At 68.9% G+C, this 21,038-nt stretch carries 22 protein-coding genes; 15 read left to right on the top strand and 7 right to left on the bottom strand.

Going from position 1 to position 21,038, the window contains the following annotated elements; genetic code table 11:
- Nucleotides 1-60: 60 nt before the first annotated feature.
- The 6 genes from AVL48_RS17135 to AVL48_RS17160 are packed head-to-tail and all read left to right on the top strand — an operon-like array spanning nt 61 to nt 5,826.
- Nucleotides 61-1,551 carry a FadD3 family acyl-CoA ligase gene (locus AVL48_RS17135; RefSeq protein ID WP_061987304.1) on the top strand — a complete coding sequence of 497 codons (1,491 nt, stop codon included), beginning with the start codon at nt 61-63 and terminating at the stop codon, nt 1,549-1,551.
- Nucleotides 1,548-2,387, top strand: a complete 840-nt coding sequence (locus AVL48_RS17140; RefSeq protein ID WP_061987306.1) for an enoyl-CoA hydratase — start codon at nt 1,548-1,550, stop codon at nt 2,385-2,387. The genes AVL48_RS17135 and AVL48_RS17140 overlap by 4 nt, the downstream gene beginning before the upstream one ends.
- Complete coding sequence (locus AVL48_RS17145) at nt 2,387-3,520, top strand: acyl-CoA dehydrogenase family protein (RefSeq protein WP_061987308.1); 1,134 nt, start codon at nt 2,387-2,389, stop codon at nt 3,518-3,520. The genes AVL48_RS17140 and AVL48_RS17145 overlap by 1 nt, the downstream gene beginning before the upstream one ends.
- Nucleotides 3,517-4,446, top strand: a complete 930-nt coding sequence (locus AVL48_RS17150) for an acyl-CoA dehydrogenase family protein (protein ID WP_061987310.1) — start codon at nt 3,517-3,519, stop codon at nt 4,444-4,446. The genes AVL48_RS17145 and AVL48_RS17150 overlap by 4 nt, the downstream gene beginning before the upstream one ends.
- The gene (locus tag AVL48_RS17155; RefSeq protein WP_061987312.1) at nt 4,443-5,414 is read left to right on the top strand and encodes an acyl-CoA dehydrogenase family protein; all 972 of its coding nucleotides are present in this window, start codon (nt 4,443-4,445) and stop codon (nt 5,412-5,414) included. Before AVL48_RS17150 ends, AVL48_RS17155 begins: the two co-directional genes overlap by 4 nt.
- 4 nt (nt 5,415-5,418) lie before the next feature.
- The gene (locus AVL48_RS17160) at nt 5,419-5,826 is read left to right on the top strand and encodes an HIT family protein (protein ID WP_143104859.1); all 408 of its coding nucleotides are present in this window, start codon (nt 5,419-5,421) and stop codon (nt 5,824-5,826) included.
- Here AVL48_RS17160 and AVL48_RS17165 read toward each other — a convergent pair.
- Nucleotides 5,817-6,725 carry an RNA polymerase subunit sigma-70 gene (locus tag AVL48_RS17165; RefSeq protein ID WP_061987314.1) on the bottom strand — a complete coding sequence of 303 codons (909 nt, stop codon included), beginning with the start codon at nt 6,723-6,725 and terminating at the stop codon, nt 5,817-5,819. The two genes, AVL48_RS17160 and AVL48_RS17165, sit on opposite strands and share 10 nt — an antisense overlap.
- A gap of 94 nt (nt 6,726-6,819) precedes the next feature.
- Between AVL48_RS17165 and AVL48_RS17170 the strand changes: the two genes are divergently transcribed.
- Nucleotides 6,820-7,188, top strand: a complete 369-nt coding sequence (locus AVL48_RS17170) for a nuclear transport factor 2 family protein (RefSeq protein ID WP_061987317.1) — start codon at nt 6,820-6,822, stop codon at nt 7,186-7,188.
- 10 nt (nt 7,189-7,198) lie between these two features.
- Here the strand turns inward: AVL48_RS17170 and AVL48_RS17175 are convergent, their stop codons facing one another.
- Nucleotides 7,199-8,155, bottom strand: a complete 957-nt coding sequence (locus AVL48_RS17175; protein WP_244162297.1) for a hypothetical protein — start codon at nt 8,153-8,155, stop codon at nt 7,199-7,201.
- Nucleotides 8,156-8,378: 223 nt separating this feature from the next.
- On the opposite strand from AVL48_RS17175, the gene AVL48_RS17180 reads away from it, so the two are divergent.
- Nucleotides 8,379-9,410: a fatty acid desaturase family protein gene (locus AVL48_RS17180; protein WP_061987320.1), complete on the top strand. Its 1,032-nt coding sequence runs from the start codon at nt 8,379-8,381 to the stop codon at nt 9,408-9,410.
- Here AVL48_RS17180 and hsaB read toward each other — a convergent pair.
- Genes hsaB through AVL48_RS17205 form a run of 5 tightly spaced genes read right to left on the bottom strand, consistent with a single transcriptional unit; the run spans nt 9,376 to nt 14,509 of the window.
- Nucleotides 9,376-9,930 (bottom strand): 3-hydroxy-9,10-secoandrosta-1,3,5(10)-triene-9,17-dione monooxygenase reductase subunit, encoded by a 555-nt coding sequence (gene hsaB, locus AVL48_RS17185; RefSeq protein ID WP_082857671.1) that lies wholly within the window; start codon nt 9,928-9,930, stop codon nt 9,376-9,378. The two genes, AVL48_RS17180 and hsaB, sit on opposite strands and share 35 nt — an antisense overlap.
- Nucleotides 9,927-10,844 carry an iron-dependent extradiol dioxygenase HsaC gene (gene hsaC / locus AVL48_RS17190; protein ID WP_061987322.1) on the bottom strand — a complete coding sequence of 306 codons (918 nt, stop codon included), beginning with the start codon at nt 10,842-10,844 and terminating at the stop codon, nt 9,927-9,929. The genes hsaB and hsaC overlap by 4 nt, the downstream gene beginning before the upstream one ends.
- The gene (hsaD, locus tag AVL48_RS17195; protein WP_061987324.1) at nt 10,844-11,692 is read right to left on the bottom strand and encodes a 4,5:9,10-diseco-3-hydroxy-5,9,17-trioxoandrosta-1(10),2-diene-4-oate hydrolase; all 849 of its coding nucleotides are present in this window, start codon (nt 11,690-11,692) and stop codon (nt 10,844-10,846) included. Before hsaD ends, hsaC begins: the two co-directional genes overlap by 1 nt.
- A complete protein-coding gene (gene hsaA, locus AVL48_RS17200) occupies nt 11,692-12,867 on the bottom strand; it encodes a 3-hydroxy-9,10-secoandrosta-1,3,5(10)-triene-9,17-dione monooxygenase oxygenase subunit (RefSeq protein ID WP_061987326.1) in 1,176 nt (391 codons plus the stop codon). The genes hsaD and hsaA overlap by 1 nt, the downstream gene beginning before the upstream one ends.
- A gap of 43 nt (nt 12,868-12,910) precedes the next feature.
- Nucleotides 12,911-14,509, bottom strand: coding sequence for an FAD-binding protein (locus AVL48_RS17205; protein ID WP_061987328.1), 1,599 nt, complete (start codon nt 14,507-14,509; stop codon nt 12,911-12,913).
- A gap of 99 nt (nt 14,510-14,608) precedes the next feature.
- Between AVL48_RS17205 and kstD the strand changes: the two genes are divergently transcribed.
- The 7 genes from kstD (at nt 14,609) to AVL48_RS17240 (ending at nt 21,030) form a co-directional block, all read left to right on the top strand.
- Complete coding sequence (gene kstD / locus AVL48_RS17210; RefSeq protein ID WP_061987335.1) at nt 14,609-16,279, top strand: 3-oxosteroid 1-dehydrogenase; 1,671 nt, start codon at nt 14,609-14,611, stop codon at nt 16,277-16,279.
- Entirely contained in the window at nt 16,276-17,415 is a 1,140-nt protein-coding gene (locus tag AVL48_RS17215) for a 3-ketosteroid-9-alpha-monooxygenase, oxygenase component (RefSeq protein WP_061987337.1), read from the top strand. The genes kstD and AVL48_RS17215 overlap by 4 nt, the downstream gene beginning before the upstream one ends.
- Nucleotides 17,412-17,672: a hypothetical protein gene (locus AVL48_RS17220; RefSeq protein ID WP_061987339.1), complete on the top strand. Its 261-nt coding sequence runs from the start codon at nt 17,412-17,414 to the stop codon at nt 17,670-17,672. The genes AVL48_RS17215 and AVL48_RS17220 overlap by 4 nt, the downstream gene beginning before the upstream one ends.
- A complete protein-coding gene (locus tag AVL48_RS17225) occupies nt 17,669-18,694 on the top strand; it encodes a ferredoxin--NADP reductase (protein ID WP_061987341.1) in 1,026 nt (341 codons plus the stop codon). The genes AVL48_RS17220 and AVL48_RS17225 overlap by 4 nt, the downstream gene beginning before the upstream one ends.
- Before the next feature lie 114 nt (nt 18,695-18,808).
- Nucleotides 18,809-19,672, top strand: coding sequence for a MaoC/PaaZ C-terminal domain-containing protein (locus AVL48_RS17230; protein ID WP_061987343.1), 864 nt, complete (start codon nt 18,809-18,811; stop codon nt 19,670-19,672).
- A gap of 52 nt (nt 19,673-19,724) precedes the next feature.
- The gene (locus AVL48_RS17235) at nt 19,725-20,474 is read left to right on the top strand and encodes a class I SAM-dependent methyltransferase (protein ID WP_061987345.1); all 750 of its coding nucleotides are present in this window, start codon (nt 19,725-19,727) and stop codon (nt 20,472-20,474) included.
- A 100-nt stretch (nt 20,475-20,574) separates the two neighbouring features.
- Nucleotides 20,575-21,030, top strand: coding sequence for a riboflavin kinase (locus AVL48_RS17240; RefSeq protein ID WP_061987346.1), 456 nt, complete (start codon nt 20,575-20,577; stop codon nt 21,028-21,030).
- Nucleotides 21,031-21,038 lie beyond the last annotated feature (8 nt).

The raw sequence follows: 21,038 nt of genomic DNA on the forward strand, positions 1-21,038 counted from the left end.
TAGCCAAACCAGAGCCTGCTGCGTAGGCTACCCTACCAAGCACTTGCTAGGGAGACTTCAATGGTCGAAGGAACCATCCCGGCGGCGCTCGACCGGGCCGCGGACCGCTTCGCCGGACTGGAAGCCCTCGTCGACGGCGAAGTCCGGCTCACCTATGCCGAACTCGCGCGCCGCGTGCGGCAGGCCGCCCGGTTCTTCGAGGGCCACGAACGGGTCGCGCTGTGCTCCCCGAACACCTGGCACTGGGTCGTCGCCGGACTTGGCGCGCTGTACGCCGGCGCGACGCTCGTCCCGGTCAACACCCGGTTCACCGCGCGCGAGACCCTGGACATCCTTGACCGCGCACGCGTTTCCGCGCTCGCGATCACCGGCGCCTTCCTCGGCACGGACAGACTGGCGGACCTCGGCCCGGCCCGCCCCGGGACCGTGCTGCGCATTCCCGTCGAAGGCGTCGAAGACCCGGTCGACGGCGTCACGGAATGGGACGCGCTGGCCGATCTTGACGGCGATTTCGTCAGTCCGGCGCGACCAGGCGACATCAGCGACATCCTGTTCACCTCGGGGACCACCGGCCGCAGCAAGGGCGCGATGAGCAGCCATCGACAGGCACTGAGCGTCGCCGAGGCCTGGGCGGAATGCGGCGGCCTGACCGAGAACGACCGCTATCTCGTGCTCAACCCGTTCTTCCACACCTTCGGATACAAGGCGGGCATCCTGGCCGCGGTACTGCGCGGCGCGGCCATCCTGCCGCAGCGCACCTTCGACGTCCGGGAGACCCTGCGGCTCATCGAAACCGAGCGCGTCAGCGTGCTTCCCGGCGCGCCGACGATCTACCAGGTGCTGCTGGACGCGCCCGAACGCGCGGACCACGACCTGTCCAGCCTGCGGCTCGCCGTCACCGGCGCCGCCCCGGTGCCGGTCCCGCTCGTCGAGCGGATGCGGTCGGAGCTGGGGTTCGACGCCGTGCTCACCGCCTACGGGCTGACGGAAGCCGTCGTCGCGACCATGTCCCGTCCCGAGGACGACGCGGAACTGGTGTCGAACTTCTCCGGCCGGGCGACGGCCGGGTTCGAGGTCAAACTCGGTGAGAACGACGAAGTCCTGCTGCGCGGGCCGAACGTGATGCTCGGCTATCTCGACGATCCCGGGGCCACCGCGAAAGCCGTCGACGCCGAAGGCTGGCTGCACACCGGTGACGTCGGGGTGCTGAACGAACGCGGCTACCTGAAGATCGTCGACCGGATCAAGGACATGTACGTCTGTGGCGGATTCAACGTCTACCCGGCCGAGGTCGAGCAGGTGCTCGGCCGGCTGGAGGGTGTCGCGGAAGCGGCCGTCATCGGCGTGCCCGACGAGCGGCTCGGCGAGGTCGGCAAGGCGTTCGTCAGGCTGCGACCCGGCGCCGACCTGTCCACAGAGGACATCTTGACGTACTGCGAGCGTGAATTGGCCAACTACAAGCTTCCTCGCTTTGTCGACGTCGTGGCCGAGCTACCGCGCACTCTGTCGGGGAAGGTCCTGAAACGCGTTTTGCGGGAGGAGAACGGATGACCGTCGAGTACGAGCGGCGTGGGCCGGTGGCCGTCGTCACGATGAACCGGCCGGAGTACCGGAACGCGCAGAACTCGGCGATGACCTACGCGCTCGACGCGGCGTTCACCCGCGCCGTGGACGATCCCGAGGTCAAGGTGATCGTGCTGGCCGGGGCCGGTGAGCATTTCTCCGCCGGGCACGACATCGGGACCCCGGAACGCGACGTGGACGTCTCCTTCGAGCGCAAGGCCGTGCTGTGGTGGGACCATGTCGGTGCGGAGGGCGGTGACCAGCGATTCGCTCGTGAGTCGGAGGTCTACCTCGGCATGTGCCGCCGGTGGCGCGAGATCCCGAAACCGACCATCGCGAGTGTGCAGGGCGCGTGCATCGCGGGCGCGCTCATGCTGGCGTGGGTGTGCGACCTGATCGTCGCCTCCGACGACGCGTTCTTCGCCGATCCCGTGGTCCGGATGGGAATTCCCGGCGTGGAGTACTTCGCGCATCCCTGGGTCCTCGGTCCACGTGCGGCCAAGGAGGTGCTGTTCACCGGCGAACGGTTCACGGCACAGCAGGCCAAGGAATGGGGCATGCTGAACCGGGTCGTCGCACGGGCCGAGCTCGAAACCGAGACGATGGCGCTGGCGGAGAAGATCGCCGTGATGCCGCGGATGGGTCTCGCACTCGCCAAGAAGGCCGTCAACCAGGCCGAGGACCTGATGGGACTCCGGTCCGGAATGGACTCCGCCTTCGGCTTGCATCACTTCGCGCACGCGCACAACGCCGAAGTGTCCGGCGGTGATTCCTTGGGCGGGCAGGACGCGCGCTCGATGCGGGACGCGAACAGGACCTCGTGATGGATCTCGATCTCGACGAACGCACGCTCGCCTTCCGGGACGAAGCCCGCGCCTGGCTGGCCTCGAACGTTCCCGTCGAACCGCTGAAGTCGTTCGACACCGCCGAGGGTTTCGCACAGCACCGAGAGTGGGAGGCGAAACTGGCCGACGCCCGATGGTCGGTCGTCTCGTGGCCGCGCGAGTTCGGCGGGCGGGGCGCGAGCCTTCTGGAGTGGGTGCTGTTCGAGGAGGAGTACTACGCGGCGGGAGCACCGCTGCGGGTCAACCAGAACGGCATCTTCATGCTCGCGCCCACCCTGTTCTCCCATGGCACGGAAGAGCAGCAACGCCGCGTCCTGCCGAAAATGGCTCGCTCGGAGCAGGTCTGGGCGCAGGCCTGGTCGGAACCCGAGGCGGGCAGCGACATCGCCGCGCTGCGGAGCACCGCGACCCGCTGCGACGGCGGCTGGCGGGTCAGCGGGCAGAAGACGTGGAGTTCACGGGCGACGTACGCCGACCGGGCCTTCGGCCTCTTCCGCAGTGATCCGGATTCGGTACGGCACAAGGGACTCACCTATCTGATGGTGGATCTGCGGTCCGACGGGGTCACCGTCCGGCCGATCCCCCAGCTGGACGGCGAGCCGGGGTTCGCGGAGATCTTCTTCGACGACGTCTTCGTCCCCGACGAGGATGTGATCGGCGGACCGGGCGAGGGCTGGCGGGTCGCGATGACGACGGCGAACAACGAACGCGGCCTGTCCCTGCGCAGTCCCGGCCGGTTCCTCGCCGCGGCCGACCGCCTGGTCTCGCTCTGGCGCGATACCGGACGCCCGGCGCACACCGCCGACCGGGTCGCCGACGCGTGGATCGGCGCGCGGGCCTACCAGCTGTACACCCTCGGCACGGTCACTCGCCTATCGGACGGCGCCGAACTCGGGCCCGAGTCGAGTGTCAACAAGCTGTTCTGGTCACATCTCGACGTCGCCCTGCACGAGACCGCGCTCGACATCCTGGGCCCCGAGGCCGAACTCCGCGGCCGGTGGAGCGACGGATGGCTGTTCTCGCTGGCGGGCCCGATCTACGGCGGGACCGACCAGATCCAGCGGTCCATCGTCGCCGAACGGCTGCTCGGCCTGCCGAAGGGGACTCGATGAGGTTCGCGCTCTCCGGAGAGCAAGAGCAGTTCTCCCACAGCTTGCACGACCTTCTGTCGAGTTTGGACACCGACATGGCCAACCGGTCTTGGGCGGCGGGCGATCCGGGGCGGGGCCTCAAGATCTGGCGGCGGCTGGCGGAACTCGGCGTGACCGCGTTGGCGGTCCCCGAAAAGTACGACGGGCTCGGCGCCACCCCGGTCGATCTGGCCGTCGCCTTCGAACGGCTGGGTTACCACTGCGTTCCCGGCCCATGGACCGACACCGTGGCCGTGCTGCCGTCCTTGCTGGACGACGAACTGCTGACCTCGGTCGCGTCCGGCGAGACGCTGGCGTCGGTGGCGTTCGCGCCGCAGGTGCCGTACGCCTTGGACTCCGACGTCGCCGACGCGCGTCTCGCGGTCGAGAACGGCAGGCTGCGGGCGTTCACTCCAGGCCCTCTCCTGTCCTCTGTAGATGGTTCACGGCGGCTGTTCGCGCCGAAGGCCGGTGATGATCTCGGCACGGCACTCGACGTGGATCGCGCGTTCGCGCTGGGCTGCCTGGCCACGGCCGCGCACCTCCTGGGCGCGGGACGGTGGCTGCTCGACACGTCCGTGGCGTATGCCGCGCGACGTAGACAATACGGGCGGGAGATCGGCGGATACCAGGCGATCAAGCATCTGCTCGCCGACGTCGCGACCGCGCTCACGCTGGCCGAGCCGCTGCTGTTCGGCGCCGCCGTCACCCTGGACCCGCGTGACGTCTCCGCGGCCAAGGTGGCCTGCGGCGACGCGGCGCACCTCGCCGCCCGGACCGGACTGCAGGTGCACGGCGCGATCGGCTACACCGCCGAACACGCACTCGGGCTGCGGCTGACCCGCGTCCGCGCGCTGGCCGGTGCCTGGGGCACGCCGCGATTCCATCGGGAACGGGTGCTGTCATGACCTTCACCGCCGAGCAGGACGCGCTGCGGGACAGCGTCCGGAAACTGCTGGACCGGGAAGCGGAACCCTGGCCGGAATTGTGCGAACAGATCGGTGTTGCGGCGCTGGCCGTTCCCGAACGGTTCGGCGGCCTCGGTGCCGGGACGACGGAAATGCAGGTGGTCGCCGAAGAACTGGGCCGGGTTCTCGCCGACGTCCCGTTCCTCGGCTCGGCCGTCCTCGCCGTGCACGCGGTCCTGGCCACCGGCGACTCCGAGGCCTGTGAACGGCTGCTCCCCCGGTTCGCCGAAGGTGTCGTCGGCGCGGTCGCCTGGGCCGATGCCGATGGCCGATGGTCCGTCCCTGCCTGCCACGTCACCGAGTCCACTGTGGATGGTGAGGCGCATTACGTCCTCAACGGCGACGAGGCCGAGATCATGCTGGTCATGGCCGACGGTTCACTGTACGAGGTCTCCGATTTCCGCGCCGTGCGGACCCCGGCGATGGACGAGACCCGGCGACTGGCCCGCGTGGCCTTCGACCACTCCCCTGCCCGGCTGCTCGGCCCGGTCGATCTCACCGCACTGCGCGATGTCGCGTGCGCTGTCCTCGCCGCCGAGCAGGCCGGGGCGGCGGCGCGGGCGTTCGAGCTGACGGTGGAGTACAGCAGGCAACGGCACCAGTTCGGCAGGCCGATCGGCGGATTCCAGGCTTTGAAGCATCGCATGGCGGACCTGCACGTCTTGGTGGAGACCGCGCGTTCGGCGGCCTACGCGGCTCCGGAGTCGAGCAGACTGGCCGCGGTGGCGAAGGTGCATTGCTCGGAGGCGCTGGCGACGGTGGCGGGCGAGATGATCCAGCTGCACGGCGGGATCGCGATCACCTGGGAGCATCCGGCGCACCGCTATTTCAAGCGGGCGCACGGGGCGACGTGGCTTTTCGGATCACCCGGTGAGCATCTCGGGCGGGTGCGGCCGCCGTTATCGTGAGCCGGTGGAGTGCGCGATCTGTGCCAAGCACCGTGGCGAAGGCCCGCTGGTGGGGCCCATCGTCTGGGCGGACGACACGGTCATCGTGTCGCATCGCCCTGGCGGGTTCCCCGGGTATCTGTTCGTGGAGACCCGGCGGCACGTGGCCGCGTTCGACGAGCTCACGCCGGACGAGGTCTCGGCGGTTTCGCGAGCGGCTTGGTGCGCGGCGCGCGGGCTGCGGGCGGAGCTGACTCCCGAGCACGTGTTCTCCGCCATCGCGGGACGCAGCGTCGCGCATTTCCATCAGCACGTTTTCGCGCGGCCTCGGGGAACACCCGCGGAGGTCGACTGGTTGGACGGTCCTTCATGGACAGGCGCACCGGTCGTGGACATCGACGCGCTTTGCGGTCGCCTGGCGGCCTACTTCTGATCCAGGAACCGGGTGATGCCCCGAATCCGTTCCCCGTCCAGAGTAAGCACCATCAGCCCCGCCGGTTCCTCATCGTGACGGCACTGGAACGCGGGCTGGTTGTTCGCCCGCGTCGGCGTCATGGTGAAAGCCTCGACGGGAATGGCCATGGTGACGCGCAGGAAACCGGCGATCGCGTCGCGACCGTGGTACTCGTGCGGCGCGGGCGGCATGGCGAGCCAGACGTCGTCGGTCAGCAGGCGGAGGACGCCGTCGAGGTCCCCCTCGGTGAACGCGTCGGCGAACCGCCTGGTCAGCGCGCGCTCCTGCGCCGACGGACGGTGCGCCGCGCGGGCTCGATGCTTGTCGAGTGAGGCGCGGGCCCGTTGAAGCATGCCCTTGATCGCGGTCTCGGTGGTACCCAGCATGCTCGCGACCTCGCCGGCCGGGAAGCAAAGGACGTCCCGCAGCACGAGCGTGGCGGCCTGCCTCGGCGGGAGGAGCTGGAGGCCGGTGATGAACGCGAGCTCGACGGCCTCCCGGGTGCTGTAGCGCGCTTCGGGGCCGGGCTCGCTGTCCTTGAGGAGCTCGTCCGGGTAGGCCTCCAGCCAGGTGACCTCGCCGCGACGGCTCGGCTCCGGCGGGTCGAACGGCGGCACCGGCTCGGGTGGACGACGGCGGCCCGTGTCACGCAGGACGTTCAAGCAACGGTTGGTGGCGATGCGGTACAGCCAGGTACGGAGCGAGGAGCGCCCTTCGAAGGTGTCGAGGCCGCGCCAGGCGGCGAGCAGCGTCTCCTGGACGGCGTCCTCGGCGTCGGTGAGCGAACCGAGGATACGGTAACAGTGCAGGTGCAGCTCGTGACGATAAGTGCTGGTGAGCTCGCGAAACGCGTGCTCGTCCGGTGCCGTGGTGCCCACGGGCCGATCTTGTCACGACCTTTTTCGCGGCGCACCGTTCCGTTTCAGGCGGCGGTGGTGTCCAACCTCGTGAAAGTCGACGAAAGGAACCGTCATGACCAGCCCAGCTTTGGACGTCGCGCTCTCCTACCACCAGGCCTGGACCGGCAAGAACTTCGAAAAGGCGATGACCTACGTGGCCGACGACATCGTCTGCCACGCACCGTCCGGACGCCTTGAAGGCGCGGAGGCGTTTCGCGGGTTCATGGGGCCGTTCACCCAGATCCTGACCGGGTCGAGCCTGCTCGCGGCGTTCGGGGACGAGACGACCGCGTTGCTGATGTACGACACGGCGACCATCCCGGTGGCCAGCGCGCCTGGCGCCGAGATGCTGACCGTGCGGGAGGGAAAGATCGTGGAGCTGCGGATCATTTTCGACCGGACTCCGTTCGATGCGGCCCGTGCGGCGGCCGCCGGAGCCTGAGCCATGCCCCTTAAGCGACCCGCTTGAGCAGGACATTCGGCCGCGGGCGGGCTTGGGCCGTGCGAAACGCGGCCTGTAGCTCGTCTGCCACCTTGCCGGGCTCAGTACGCAGCCGGGAGGGGAGTGTCTGCAGCACGACGATCCCGGCTGCCACATACCGGGCGTTGCGGGCGACGGTGGCGCGGTAGTCGTCGAAGCTCGTGTGGTAGCGGTACGAATCGATCTCCCACGCCAGGGCGAGTTCGTCGCACCAGAAGTCCGGCGTGGCGATGTAGCGGCCGTGGACGTCGTAGATCGGGACATTCCACCGGCCTGCTGGGAGACCGGATCTTCGCCAGAGGCGCCAGGCGTCGGCCTCGGCGACCGATTTGGCTCCGGCGAGGAGCGGGGTGAGCGCTCGTCTCGGCATGGCGGTTCCGGTCGTGCGGCCTCGGTCGAGTTCGTCGGCGAGCATTTCCGGAGTGCAGAATCGGCGTTGGACGGCTTCGGCCATCATCGTCTGGACCTCGTCTTCGCTGGTGAGCCGTCGTGCGGAGTCGATGACGGCGCGGGGTACCGGCGCCACCGGGAGACCACCTCGAAGATGCGGTCGCGGCAGGCGGGTGGTGCGCTCGACGTGCACGAATCCCACGTCGGTGATGTCGCGGCTCGCGGGAATGAGGACATGCACCTCCTCTTCACCGGGGAGTTTTTCGAGGCCATGTCGGCGAAGTGCGTACGTCCCGGTCAGTACCGCGTCCGTCCGGCCGTGGAGCAAGGCCGCGCGGCCGCGCTGCTCGTCGGTGGGGACACCGTTGCCCAACAACACGATTCCGGGCAGCAGCGCTCGCCATGGACCGCCCGGAGCACACCGCCGGGAAATGGTCCTGCGGGGCACACCGATCTCTTCGAGGTCGGCCGCGCGGACCACTTCCAGTCGATCGGGGCAGGTGATCAAGGGGTCAGTCGCCCAAGTTCCTCTTCGCACCCGGCCACCATGCGCCAGACCACCGACAACTATCGGTCCTTCGCCTGCACGAATGTCCCTGTCATGTCGAGAAGTGATCGTCCATGAAGGAATTGGGACGCTGGACGTCCCAATTCCTTCATGGACATCCCTCCGACCGAACCCGAGGGTAGGGCCAGCCCCCGCCCCCACCCACCTGCTTACCGCATTCACCCCGCCGCCGCCCCCGACCAGACTCACCAGGGTGACCGCAAACCTCCGCACGGGCAGCGACTTCGCCCGCCTCTCCCGGCGCATCAGCGCAGCGGGCCTGCTCGACCGCCGCCCCGGCTACTACGTCTTCCGCATCGGCCTGGTCGCCACCCTCTTCGTCTCCGGCTGGGTCGCGTTCTTCGCGATCGGCGACTCCTGGTGGCAACTGGCGATCGCCGCGTTCCAAGCGGTGATGTTCGGCCAGATCGCGCTGCTGTCGCACGATCTCGCGCACCGCCAGGTGTTCCGGACCCGCCGCCCGAGTGAGATCGCCGGCCGGATCGCGGGCAACCTCGGAGTCGGCATGAGTTACGGCTGGTGGATGGACAAGCACACCCGCCACCACGCCAACCCGAATCACGAGGATCTCGATCCCGACGTCGATCCGGACATCCTCGTGTGGTCGAAGGATCAGGCGAGGGCCAGCAAGGGTGTCCCGCGATTCATCGGCCGCTATCAGGCGTTCCTGTTCTTCCCGCTGCTCACGCTCGAAGGTCTCAACCTGCACTTCTCGGGTCTGCGCGCGGTCGCGAAGCCGGGCCTCCGGGCGCGCCGACTGGAAGCGGCGTTGCTGCTGGCGCATTTCGCGCTCTACTTCAGCGCGCTGCTCGTCGTGCTCTCCCCCGGCAAGGCGCTGGTCTTCTTCATCGTCCACAAAGCACTGTGGGGTGTCTACATGGGATCGATTTTCGCGCCGAACCACAAGGGGATGCCGATCCTGTCCGGTGACACCGAGCTCGACTTCCTCCGCAAGCAGGTCCTCACGTCACGCAACGTCCGCGGCGGCCGGGTCGTCGACGTCGCGCTCGGCGGGCTCAACTACCAGATCGAGCACCATCTCTTCCCTAGTATGCCGTCACCGGCCCTGCGCCGCGCCCGGCCCATCGTCCAGCGGTACTGCGAAGAGATCGGGGTTCCGTACCACGAGACGGGGCTCACCGAGTCCTACAAACTCGCGTTGCGCAGCCTGCACGACGCGGGCGAGCCGATCAGAGCCAATCGTCGGGACGCGGCCAGGGCATGAGTGCCGCGAGGTCGTCGGTCACCGGCTCGGTCACCGTGTACCGGCCGCGATGGAACAGCAGCGGCCGGGCATCGGAGGGTTCTCCGAGCGCGGTGACCCGGCCGACGACGACATAGTGGTCACCCGCCTCGTGCACGGCTTCGAGCGCGCAGTCGATCCAGGTCAGCGCCCCGGTCAGCAGAGGGGAGCCGGATGGGGCGGGGGTCCAGTCGATCGAGGCGAACTTGTCCGCGCCCCGCGCGCCGAACACCGCGCTGACGTCCTGCTGATCCTCGGAAAGGACGTTGACCGCGAACCGGCCGGACTCGGCGAGCACCGCCCAGGTCCGGGAAGTCTTGGCGGGACAGAACAGTACCAGCGGCGGGTCGAGCGACAACGCCGCGAACGACTGGCACGCGAACCCCACCGGCGCCTTGCCGTCGTGTCCGGTCACCACGGCGACGCCGGTGCAGAAATGCCCCAGCACCATCCGGAACCGGGCAGCGTCGATCTCCGCTCCGACGTCCGTCACCGGGGTCACGACTGCCCTGACACTCGACGTGCGCCGACGGAAAAGTCGTGTCCCCACAGGGAAACCGCCGTGCTCTCTCGGGCGATCCAGCTCTCGTCGTCCACTTGCCTTCCCTCGCAGCCGTATTCGACGTCGAATCCGCCGGGGGTCTTCATGTAGAACGAGAGCATCAGATCGTTGACGTGCCGCCCCAGGGTGGCCGACATCGGCACCTTGCGGCGGATGGCCCGGTCGAGGCAGAGCCCGACGTCGTCGGTGTTCTCCACTTCGACCATCAGGTGCACGATGCCGCTCGGGGTCGGCATCGGGAGGAACGCGAGACTGTGGTGACGCGGGTTGCAGCCGAAGAACCGCAGCCACGCGGGCGCGCCGTCGGCGGGCCTGCCGACCATCTGCGGTGGCAGCTTCATCGAGTCCCGCAGGCGGAAGCCGAGAACATCACGGTAGAAGCGCAGCGACGCCTCATCGTCGTTCGTGGACAGGACGACGTGCCCGAGCCCTTGCTCACCGGTGACGAACCTGTGGCCATACGGGCTCACCACGCGCCGATGCTGCAGCGCGACCCCGTGGAAGACTTCGAGTGTGTTGCCCGACGGGTCCTCAAAGGACACCAGGCCGTCGACCCGCCGATCGGCGAGCTGATCCGGCGTTCCTTCCTTGTACGGCACCGAGTGCGCGTCGAGCGAGGCCCGGATCTCGTCGAGTTCGCCGGCGTTGGCGACCTCCCAGCCCGCCTGCGCGAGCCGGTCACGTTCCCCGGGGAAGATCACCAGCCGCGCCGGGAAATCGTCCATGCGCAGGTAGAGCGCCTCGGAATTCGTGCCGGAGCCCTCCACCATGCCGAGGACCTTCAGCCCGTATTCGCGCCACGCGGCCATGTCGGTGGCTTCGATGCGAAGGTAGGCGAGCGAACGGATACCCATCAGGAGGCTCCCAGGAAGTCGAGTGCCAGCCGGTTGAATTCGCCGAACTTCTCCAGCTGCGCCCAGTGCCCGCAGCCGCCGAACACGTGCAGCTGGGCGCGCGGGATCGTCTTCAGCGCGAGCAGGGCGCCGTCGAGCGGGTTGACCCGGTCCTCCCGGCCCCAGATGAGCAGCACCCGCTGACGAAGGCGATGCGCCTCACGCCACAGCATGCCCTCCTCGTAGGTGTCGGGCTGGGCGAACGACTTCCCCATCGCCTTCATCGCGGCCAGCGACTCGGGCGCGCTCGCGGCGGCGAACCGCTCGTCGATCAGTTCGTCGGTGATCAGGGACTGGTCGTGCACCATGATCCGCAGGAAGGCTTCGAGCTTCTCGCGGCTCGGGCCCGGCGGGGCACTGAACCGGCCCAGGTTTTTGATGCCCTCGGTGGGGTCGGGGGCGAACAGGTTCACGCTCAGCCCGCCGGGGCCCATCAAGACGAGCCGTCCGGCGCGTTTCGGGTGGTCGAGCGCGAGCCGCACGGAGGTCCCCCCACCGAGTGAGTTGCCGACGAAGTGCGCGCGCTCGACGCCGAGCTCGTCCATGAGCCCGACGACGGCGTCCGCGCTGTGGCGGAAGTACTGCGGATGCTCGGTCGGCTTGTCCGACCGGCCGAACCCCGGCTGGTCGATGGCCAAGGTGCGGTAGTTCTTGGCGAACACCGGCAGGTTCCGTCCGAAGTTGCTCCACGCCGACGCGCCGGGGCCACCACCGTGCAGGAGGATCACCGTCTCCGGATTTTCCCCGCCTGCCTCGTGATAGTGCAGCTTCAGTCCACCTTGGATGGTGACGTACTTGCCTTCGGCCATCAGACCATCGCATTCTCGACGGGCAGCCCGAAGGCGCCGGTTCCGAACATGACGTAGGCGCGCTCGACGTCGTTCGCCGCGTGCACGCGGCCGGCGTGGGCGTCGCGCCAGAATCGCTGGATCGGGGTTCCGGCCCGCAGGGCGCGGCCACCGGAGTTCTCGAAGAGCCGGTCGATCGCGAAGATCGCGCGTTCGGTGCCGCGGACCTGGTCGCGGCGCACCCGCAGCCGCGTGGGGAACGGAAGCTTCTCGCCCCGGCACGCCAACTGGTACAGCTCGTCGATGTTGTGCGTCAGCTGCAGCCAGGCCGCGTCGATCTCGCTCGCCGCCTCGGCGATCCGCACCTTCGCGAACGGGTCCTCTTTGGACTGTTCGCCCGCGTACGCCGCACGGACCCGTTTGCCCTGGTACTCGACGTGCGCGTCGTAGGCGCCCTGCGCCATCCCGATGATGGGCGCGGTGATCGTGCTCGGATGCACCGATCCGTAGGGAAGTTTGTACAACGGCCCGGGGTTGATCTCCTGGCCCGGCGTCTTGCACTTCGATGTCGCGATGAAGCTGAGCGCGCGGTGCTCCGGGACGAAGACGTCGTTCACGATGATGTCGTTGGACCCGGTACCGCGCAGGCCCACGGTGTCCCAGACGTCTTCGATCGTGTAGTCGGCGATCGGCACCAGGTAGGTGCAGAAGTCGACGGGCTTGCCGTCTTCGAAGACCGGCCCGCCGAGCAGCACCCAGGTCGCGTGGTCGCAGCCGGAGGAGAAACTCCAGCGCCCGCTGAGCCGGTAGCCGCCGTCGACGACGTCCGCCTTGCCCATCGGCGCGTACGACGAGGAGATGCGGACGTCCGGGTCGTCGCCCCAGACGTCCTGTTGCGCCTGCGCCTCGAACAGGCCGAGGTGCCACGGATGGACGCCGAGGATGGAGGCGACCCAGCCGGTGGACCCGCACGCGCTCGCGACGAGTTTGACGGCAGTGTAGAAGCTCACCGGGTCGGCTTCGAGGCCACCGAACGTCTTGGGCTGCAAGAGTTTGAAGAACCCGGTCTCCTGCAGGGATTTGACGGACTCCTCGGGAATGCGCCGGGCGTCCTCCGCCTCCTGCGCCCGCTCCCGCAGGACCGGCAGGAGCTCCCGGATCCCCGCGATCACGTCCTGCGCGGCGTGCTCGCTCATATGCGTTCCCTCTCTCGCCATCGACCGTGAACCGAAGCCAAGACTAGAACACGTTCTCGTTTTTGTCGACCGATCCCCGGTCGAGCGCACTGTGCGCTCCGGCACGGCGCCCGGAAAACACGCAATCGGCCAGCGACAGACCGCTCACATAGGACCTGGAACAGATTCCCACCGCGGTCCGCCCCGCCGCGTACAGCCCGCGAATCGGAACACCGGAGCCGGCCCGGACGGCGCCGGTCTCCTCGTCGACGACCAGACCGCCCAGCGTCAGCATCGGACACGGATAACCGATGGTGGGCCGGATCGAGACGTCGATCAGCGAGTACGGCGGCCGGTCCAGCGGCCGCGCGAACTCCGCGGGCTTGCCCGTCGGATCGGCACCGGAACGGGCGGCCTCGACACTGGCGGCCAGCCCATCCGGATCGATGCCGGCCTTGCGCGCGACGCCTTCGAGCGAATCGGCGACGACCCGTTGCCGCAGCAGGTAGCGCACCTGAAGACCTTGGAACCATTGGCTTTGCCCGCGCGCGTCGCGCCGGACCTCCCGCACGATGGCGTCGTCGACCAGCAGCCAGCCGCGCCCCTCGTGCCCGGTGATCATGCGTTCGCCGACGGCGGCGCCGTAGCGCGATTCGTCGATGATCCGCCCGCCCATCTTGTCCACGAGCAGACCGCCGAGGAACGCCGAGGGCGGGGTGATGAACCGCCAGGCGGAGATCCGCCCGAGTTCCGCGGTGGCCGCGCCCGCCTCGACACCGAGCCGGATGCCGGATCCGTCGTCCGCCGACGTCCCGAGCGCCAGCCCGCCGCGATACGCGGGCGCGTGCTCCCGCACCAGCTCGCGGTTCGCGATGAACCCGCCCGCCGCGAGCACCACCCCGCGTGAGGCCGAAATCCGCAGCTCACGGCCGTACTGACGTTCGATCCGCTCCACCCGCCGATGCAGTGACTTCCGCATCGACGGCACGTAGATCCCCGGTTTCGCGGCATATGCGGCCAGTCTCCGGTGCGCGGCCCGCGCCCGGGCGGGAGCGTCCCGCAAGGTGGACACGACGACGCCCGTGACGGTCCCATCGGCGTCCACGACGAGGTTTCGGGCGGCGGTCTGGGGCAGCACCTGGATCCCGCGGCGCCGGACGGCGCCGGCCAGCCGCGCCATCAGCAGTTTTCCCGAAGTGCCGGGGCCTTTGACGCGATGTCCGCGCGGCGCCGGTTTGGCCGCGTCACGGAAACCGCCCGCCGCCTCACTGCCCGAGTAGTACAGATAGTGCGCGTCGCTCGGATACGACGTCTTGTACGGACACAGACTCCCCTCGAAGGGGACACCGTTGCCCTCCAGCCAGGTGATCATCTCCGTACTGCCCACGCAGAACCGCCGCAGGGTCTCCTCGGAGACGACGTCGCCGACCTCGAGCCGCAGGTAGTCGTACATCGCGTCGACGGAATCGTCGACACCCGCGTCCCGCTGCTGTGCCGTCCCGCCTCCGGCGTAGACGACACCGCCGCTCACCGCGCTCGCGCCACCACCGGAAAACCGGTCCAGGACGAGCACCTTGGCTCCGGCGTCGGCGGCTTCGATCGCCGCGCAGGCGCCCGCCGCACCGAAGCCCACGATCACCACGTCCGCCACGAGGGAGTCCATGACCCCACCCTAGAACTAGAACACGTTCTCGTCTATGGTGACTGGAGCAGCGCGGATGCAGCTGCATGCTTCCTACAACGTGTTCCAGGTGAGGGGCGTATGGACTACGACGTGATCGTGGCGGGCAGTGGTGCCGCCGGGATGACCGCCGCACTGTCCGCAGCCCACCGGGGACTCAAGGTCCTGGTCGTGGAGAAGGCCGCTCACTTCGGCGGCTCGACGGCGCGCTCCGGTGGCGGTGTCTGGATCCCCGGCAACCACGCCCTGCGCGCGGCCGGGATCGACGAACCCCCGGAGCGGGCGCACGAGTACCTCCAGTCGATCGTCGGTGACGTCGTCCCGGCCGAACTCCGGTCGGCGTTCCTCGACCGCGGCCCCGAAGTCCTCTCGTTCGTCTGCGACAAGACGCCGTTGCGCTTCCGCTGGGTCCGCGGCTACTCCGACTACCACCCGGAAGCCCCCGGCGGGCGCGCCGGCGGACGTTCGGTCGAGCCGGCGGCGCTCGACGGCAACCTGCTCGGGCCGGAGCTGGCGAATCTGGAGCCGCCGTACAGCGCTCCCCCGCTGGGCGTCCCGATCACCCAGGCGGACTACCGGTGGCTGAGCCTGCTCGCCCGGCATCCGCGCGGGATCGTCCGCGTCCTCGGCCTCGGCGGCCGCTGGCTGATCGGCCGGATCCGCCGTCAGCGGCTGCTTTCCATGGGGCAAGCGCTTGCGGCCGGGTTGCGTGAGGGGCTGCGGCGAGCGGATGTGCCCGTCTGGCTGAACACACCGCTGATGGACCTCGAGGTCGAGGGTGATCGTGTGATCGGCGTCGTGGTCCGCCAGCAGGGTGAAGAGACCCTGATCCGCTCCCGGCTCGGCGTCGTCCTCGGGGCAGGCGGATTCGAGCGCAACGAGGAGATGCGGGTCAAGTACCAGCGCGCGCCCATCGGCACCGAGTGGACCGTCGGCGCCGAAGCCAACACCGGCGACGCCATCGGCGCCGGGCTCAAACTCGGCGCGGCCACCGACCTGATGGACGACGCCTGGTGGGGCCCGTCCATTCCGCTGACCGGCGGCCCGTGGTTCGCGCTCGCCGAACGGTCGCGGCCGGGCTGCCTGATGGTCGACCGGCGGGGCGAGCGGTTCGTCAACGAATCGGCGCCGTACGTCGAGGCCGTGCACGCGATGTACGGCGAAGGCGATGGGCCCGGCGAGCACATCCCGACCTGGCTGGTGTTCGACCAGCGGTACCGCAACCGGTACATGTTCACCGGCCTCGGCCCGCGTCAGCCACTGCCCGGCCGCTGGTTCAAAGCGGGCATCGCGGTCAAAGCGAGCACGATCGCGAAACTCGCCGAACGGATGGAGGTCCCGGCCGACGCGCTGGAGGCCACCGTGCGGCGGTTCAACGGCTTCGCGAAGAGCGGCGTGGACGAGGACTTCCACCGCGGGCGGAGCGCCTACGACCATTACTACGGCGACCCGCGGAACAAGCCCAACCCGAGCCTCGGCCCGCTCGACGTCGCGCCGTACTACGCGGTGAAGATCGTGCCCGGCGACCTGGGCACCAAGGGCGGGTTGAGGATCGACCGGCACGCGCGTGTCCTGCGCGAAGACGGCTCGGTGATCGACGGACTTTACGCGGCGGGCAACACGAGCGCGGCGGTGATGGGCCGCACCTACGCCGGCCCCGGCGCGACGATCGGCCCGGCGATGGTGTTCGGCTACCTTGCGGCCGAGCATCTCGCGCTGCAAGATCAGACCAACTCGGGAGGCAGCCGATGACGACGGAATCCGTACGGCAGATCGACGCGGGCGCGCCCCCTTCGCGGTTCGCGCGCGGCTGGCACTGTCTCGGGCTGGCCGAACCGTTCCGGGACGGGAAACCGCACGCCATCACCGCGTTCGGGACGAAACTGGTGGTCTTCGCCGATTCGTCCGGCAAGCTGAACGTGCTCGACGGGTACTGCCGCCACATGGGCGGCGACCTCACCCAGGGCGAGGTCAAGGGCGACGACATCGCCTGCCCGTTCCACGACTGGCGCTGGAACGGAAACGGAAAGTGTGCCTCGATCCCTTACGCCAAAAGGGTTCCGCTGCGGGCACGGACGAAGTCGTGGCTGGTGCTGGAGGAGAACAAACAGCTGTTCGTCTGGAACGACCCGGAGGGCAACCCGCCGCCCGAGGACGTCGTCATCCCGCGGATCGAGGGCGTGTTCAACGGCGAGTGGAGCAACTGGACCTGGGACTCCGTCCTGATCGAGGGCTCCAACTGCCGCGAGATCATCGACAACATGGTCGACATGGCGCACTTCTTCTACATCCACTACGCCTTCCCGACCTACTTCAAGAACGTGTTCGAGGGCCATGTCGCCACGCAGTACCTCAACACGAAAGGCCGTCCGGACAAGGGAATGGCGTCGAACTACGGCGGCGAGGAGAACCTGCTGCGGTCGGAGGCGTCGTATTTCGGGCCGTCCTACATGATCAACACCCTGCTCAACACCTATCAGGGTTTCGAGATCGAGAACGTGCTGATCAACTGTCACTACCCGGTCACGGAGAATTCGTTCGTGCTGCAGTGGGGCGTGATCGTGAAGAAGCTGCCCGGCATCTCGGACGAGCACGCGGACAAGATCGCCGGGAAGTTCGCCAAGGGCATCGGCGTCGGCTTCCTGCAGGACGTGGAGATCTGGCGCACCAAGACCCGGATCGACAACCCGTTGCTGTGCGAGGAGGACGGGCCGGTCTACCAGCTGCGCCGCTGGTACGACCAGTTCTATGTGGACGCCGCCGACGTCACCGAGGACATGACGCGCCGGTTCGAGTTCGAAGTGGACACCAGCCGCGCCAACGAGGTCTGGGCGGCGGAGGTGGCCGAGAACCTGGCGCGGCAGCAGGCGGAAGAGGCCGGGGTGTGAAGCCCGAGACCGTCGAGTTCCTCACCGCCGGGTTGCGCCCGCTGGCCTGCCGGACCTGCGGGACCACCGTGCTGGTCAAGAAGAACAGCGTGCAGCACACCAGTATCCAGTGGACGACGGACGCCGCGAAGAGCTGTCCGGTGTTCGCCGCGCAGGCGGCCTCCGGGGCGCGGACGGCCTTGCTCGACACCTGCGCCAACCTCAGTGACAGCATCGGCGCCGCGGTGAAGGACGGCCTGCTGGAGGTGCCGGAATGAGCGGCCCCGTGACGGTGACCGTGGCCGAAGTGATCACCGAGACGGCCGACGCGCGCTCGATCGTCTTCGACATCCCGGCCGAGCACGCTCCGGCTTTCGCTTACACGCCAGGACAGTTCCTCACCGTCCGGGTCCCGAGCGAACGGACCGGGTCGGTGGCCCGCTGCTATTCGCTCTCCAGCGCGCCGCACGAGAACCGCGTCCAGGTCACCGTGAAGCGCACCGCCGACGGCTACGGGTCGAACTGGCTCTGCGACCACCTCCGCACGGGTCAGGAGGTCCAGGTCCTGCCGCCCGCCGGGGTGTTCAGTCCCGCGTCACTCGACGAGGATTTCCTGTTGCTCGCGGGCGGCAGCGGGATCACCCCGGTGATGTCCATCCTGAAGTCGGCGCTGGCACACGGCACCGGCAAGGTGGTCCTGCTCTACGCGAACCGCGACGAGCGATCGGTGATCTTCGCGCGGGAACTGGCGGGCCTCGCGGCGAAGCACGAAGACCGGTTGGTCGTGCTGCACTGGCTGGAAAGCCTGCAGGGCCTGCCGACCGAGGCCCACCTGCGCGCTTTGGTGAAGCCGTACACCGCGCACGAAGCGTTCATCTGTGGTCCGGCCCCGTTCATGGACGCCGCGCGCACCGTGCTCAAGGAGCTCGGCCTGCCGCGCGAACGTGTCCACCTGGAACGGTTCCTTTCCCTCGGCGGGAATCCGTTCGAGGTGGCCGAACCCGTCGCCGTCGAGGAGACCGAGACCCCGGCGGGACTCGAAGTCTCCTTGGACGGCGAGACCGGGAAGCTGGCTTGGCCACGCCGGACGAAGCTGCTGGACCTGCTGCTGGAAAACGGTTTCGACGCGCCTTATTCCTGCCGCGAGGGCCAGTGCAGTGCCTGCGCCTGCCGGATCACTTCCGGTGAGGTGAAGATGCTGAACAACGAGGTCCTCGACGGCGACGACATCGCCGAAGGCATCGTGCTGGCCTGCCAGTCCCTGCCGCTGACCGACGAGGTCACCGTCACCTACGAGTAGGAGTGGGATGGCGGAGCCGAAGATGCATCCGAAAACGACCGACCGCGTGAACCCGCCCCGGCCGAAGGCCTCGCTATCGCGGTGGCAGAGCGCCACAGACACTAGGAGTTCTCCATGCCCATCGATCCTTCGGTCGCGATCGGCGCCGATCTCGGCGAGGTGAGTTTCGCCTGGACCGCGTCGGACGTGCAGCTTTATCACCTGGCGCTGGGCGCGGGCTCGGATCCGCTGAGCCCGCGAGAACTACGCTACACCTACGAGGACGGCCTCCAGGTCTTGCCGACGTTCGCCACCGTGGCGGCCAACCTGCGCGTGTTCGAACCGCCGGCGGTCTCGTTCCCCGGCGTCGAGGTCGACCTCGGGAAAGTTCTGCACGGCAAGCAGGAAGTGATCGCGCACCGGCCGATCCCCGCCTCGGGAAAGGCCGTGGCCCGGACCCGGATCGTCGACGTCTTCGACAAGGGCAAGGCCGCGGTGATCGTGAACGAGACGGTCGCCACCGAGTCCGACGGAACTCCACTGTGGACACTGCGGTCGAGTATCTTCGCCCGTGGCGAAGGAGGCTTCGGCGGTGAACGCGGACCGTCCGATCGCGTCGACCTACCCTCGCGGGAGCCGGACGCGGTGATCGGCACCCCGACGTCGCCGCAACAGGCCTTGCTCTACCGGCTCTGCGGGGACCGCAACCCCCTGCACGCCGATCCCGCGTTCGCCGCGGCGGCCGGGTTCGACAAGCCGATCCTGCACGGCCTGTGTACCTACGGCGTCATCGCGAAGGCCGTCACCGACGAGTTCCTCGACGGCGACACCTCCCGCGTCGCGTCGTTCTCGGCCAAGTTCGCCGGCGTCGTCTTCCCCGGCGAATCACTACGGACCCGCGTCTGGCGCGAGCCCGCCGGGCTGATGATCATGACCACCGCCCCCGATCGGGGCGACGCGCCCGTTCTTTCGGACACTTTGTTGACCACGACAGACTGAATCCTTGTCCCCGCTGGTCAGAACTCTGGCTAAACTCGGCCGGGTGCGCCCCTTGATCTCGGACCCGTATGCCGAACTCGGCCGGGACTACGCGCGATCGAGACGTCCGGATCCCCGGATCGCGGCCGCCGTGACCGCCGCTCTCGGCGACGCGCGCACGGTGGTCAACGTCGGCGCGGGAGCCGGTTCCTACGAACCGGAAGACCGCGACGTGGTCGCCGTCGAGCCGTCGCGGCGGATGATCGGGCAGCGTCCGGCCACCGCGGCGCCCGCCGTCCAGGCGTGCGCGGAGGGCCTCCCCTTCGCCGACGGCGCCTTCGACGCCGCTCTCGCGGTGCTCACCGTGCACCACTGGACGGACGTGACCACCGGGCTCGCCGAGCTGCGGCGCGTGTCCCGGCGCCAGGTGATCCTGACCTGGGACCAGGCGGTGTTCGTCCGTTTCTGGCTGGTGCGCGACTATCTGCCGGAGATCGCCGAGCACGAGAGCCGGCTGGCCTGCCTCGACAGGATCGTCGAGGAACTGAGCGCCGCGGGCGGGACACCGTCGGTGACCCCGCTGCCCGTGCCCTCGGACTGCGTCGACGGTTTCCTCGGGGCGTATTGGCGCAGGCCGGAGGCCTACCTGTCGGACCGGGTGCGCGCGGGGATGTCCGGTGTCGCGCTGCTGGACCAGAACGTCGTCGCGGAGGCGGTCGGCCGGTTGCGCGCCGACCTCGCGGACGGGCATTGGCACCGGCGTCACGTCGGCCTGCTGGGGCGGACCGAACTGGACCTCGGGTACCGGCTCGTCACGGCGTGACCGAGTACACAGTGGACACCTCCCGCCGCGTGGACGGCGGTCGACCTCCGGGTCGGGTCGTGGTATTCATGGCTTTCGTGACGGCGGGGACGGGAGCGGCATGACGGCGGAATACTTCGTGGTCCGTGGCCAGGTGGAGAAGGGCGACCAGCGGGGGCGCGAACTGGGCTTCCCCACCGCCAACATCGCGCTGCGCGACCAAGACGGCCAGGTCGGCGACGGAGTGTGGGCGGGCTGGGCCGAACGCGCCGACGGCACCCGGATCGCGGCCGCGGTCTCGGTCGGCAGGCGGCCGACGTACTACGGCGCCGACGGCTACCGGCTCGTCGAGGCACACCTGCTGGACTTCACCGGGGATCTTTACGGCGAGGTGCTGACCGTCTGGCTGGGGAGCCACCTGCGGGAGCAGGAGGCGTATCCGTCGTCGGAGGCGCTGATCGTCGCGCTCGACAAGGACATCGCCGACGCCGCCAAATGGGCCGCCGACAACCCTGCCGACGACCTGCCGGACCCGGGCGACGCCGAGGACGGCGTTGTGCGCCGCGTCGGCGCCTGAACGCGATC

Source organism: Amycolatopsis regifaucium, from assembly GCF_001613935.1.
In the GTDB taxonomy this organism is placed as follows: Bacteria; Actinomycetota; Actinomycetes; order Mycobacteriales; family Pseudonocardiaceae; genus Amycolatopsis; species Amycolatopsis regifaucium.

Bases quoted from the DNA above. Each gene is read 5' to 3' on its own strand.
- AVL48_RS17150 (WP_061987310.1), top strand. From the start codon at position 3,517: ATGAGGTTCGCGCTCTCCGGAGAGCAAGAGCAGTTCTCCCACAGCTTG.
- hsaC (WP_061987322.1), bottom strand. From the start codon at position 10,844: ATGGGTATCCGTTCGCTCGCCTACCTTCGCATCGAAGCCACCGACATG.
- AVL48_RS17140 (WP_061987306.1), top strand. From the start codon at position 1,548: ATGACCGTCGAGTACGAGCGGCGTGGGCCGGTGGCCGTCGTCACGATG.
- AVL48_RS17205 (WP_061987328.1), bottom strand. From the start codon at position 14,509: ATGGACTCCCTCGTGGCGGACGTGGTGATCGTGGGCTTCGGTGCGGCG.
- AVL48_RS17215 (WP_061987337.1), top strand. From the start codon at position 16,276: ATGACGACGGAATCCGTACGGCAGATCGACGCGGGCGCGCCCCCTTCG.
- AVL48_RS17230 (WP_061987343.1), top strand. From the start codon at position 18,809: ATGCCCATCGATCCTTCGGTCGCGATCGGCGCCGATCTCGGCGAGGTG.
- kstD (WP_061987335.1), top strand. From the start codon at position 14,609: ATGGACTACGACGTGATCGTGGCGGGCAGTGGTGCCGCCGGGATGACC.
- AVL48_RS17155 (WP_061987312.1), top strand. From the start codon at position 4,443: ATGACCTTCACCGCCGAGCAGGACGCGCTGCGGGACAGCGTCCGGAAA.
- AVL48_RS17225 (WP_061987341.1), top strand. From the start codon at position 17,669: ATGAGCGGCCCCGTGACGGTGACCGTGGCCGAAGTGATCACCGAGACG.
- AVL48_RS17170 (WP_061987317.1), top strand. From the start codon at position 6,820: ATGACCAGCCCAGCTTTGGACGTCGCGCTCTCCTACCACCAGGCCTGG.
- hsaA (WP_061987326.1), bottom strand. From the start codon at position 12,867: ATGAGCGAGCACGCCGCGCAGGACGTGATCGCGGGGATCCGGGAGCTC.
- AVL48_RS17145 (WP_061987308.1), top strand. From the start codon at position 2,387: ATGGATCTCGATCTCGACGAACGCACGCTCGCCTTCCGGGACGAAGCC.
- AVL48_RS17135 (WP_061987304.1), top strand. From the start codon at position 61: ATGGTCGAAGGAACCATCCCGGCGGCGCTCGACCGGGCCGCGGACCGC.
- AVL48_RS17240 (WP_061987346.1), top strand. From the start codon at position 20,575: ATGACGGCGGAATACTTCGTGGTCCGTGGCCAGGTGGAGAAGGGCGAC.
- hsaD (WP_061987324.1), bottom strand. From the start codon at position 11,692: ATGGCCGAAGGCAAGTACGTCACCATCCAAGGTGGACTGAAGCTGCAC.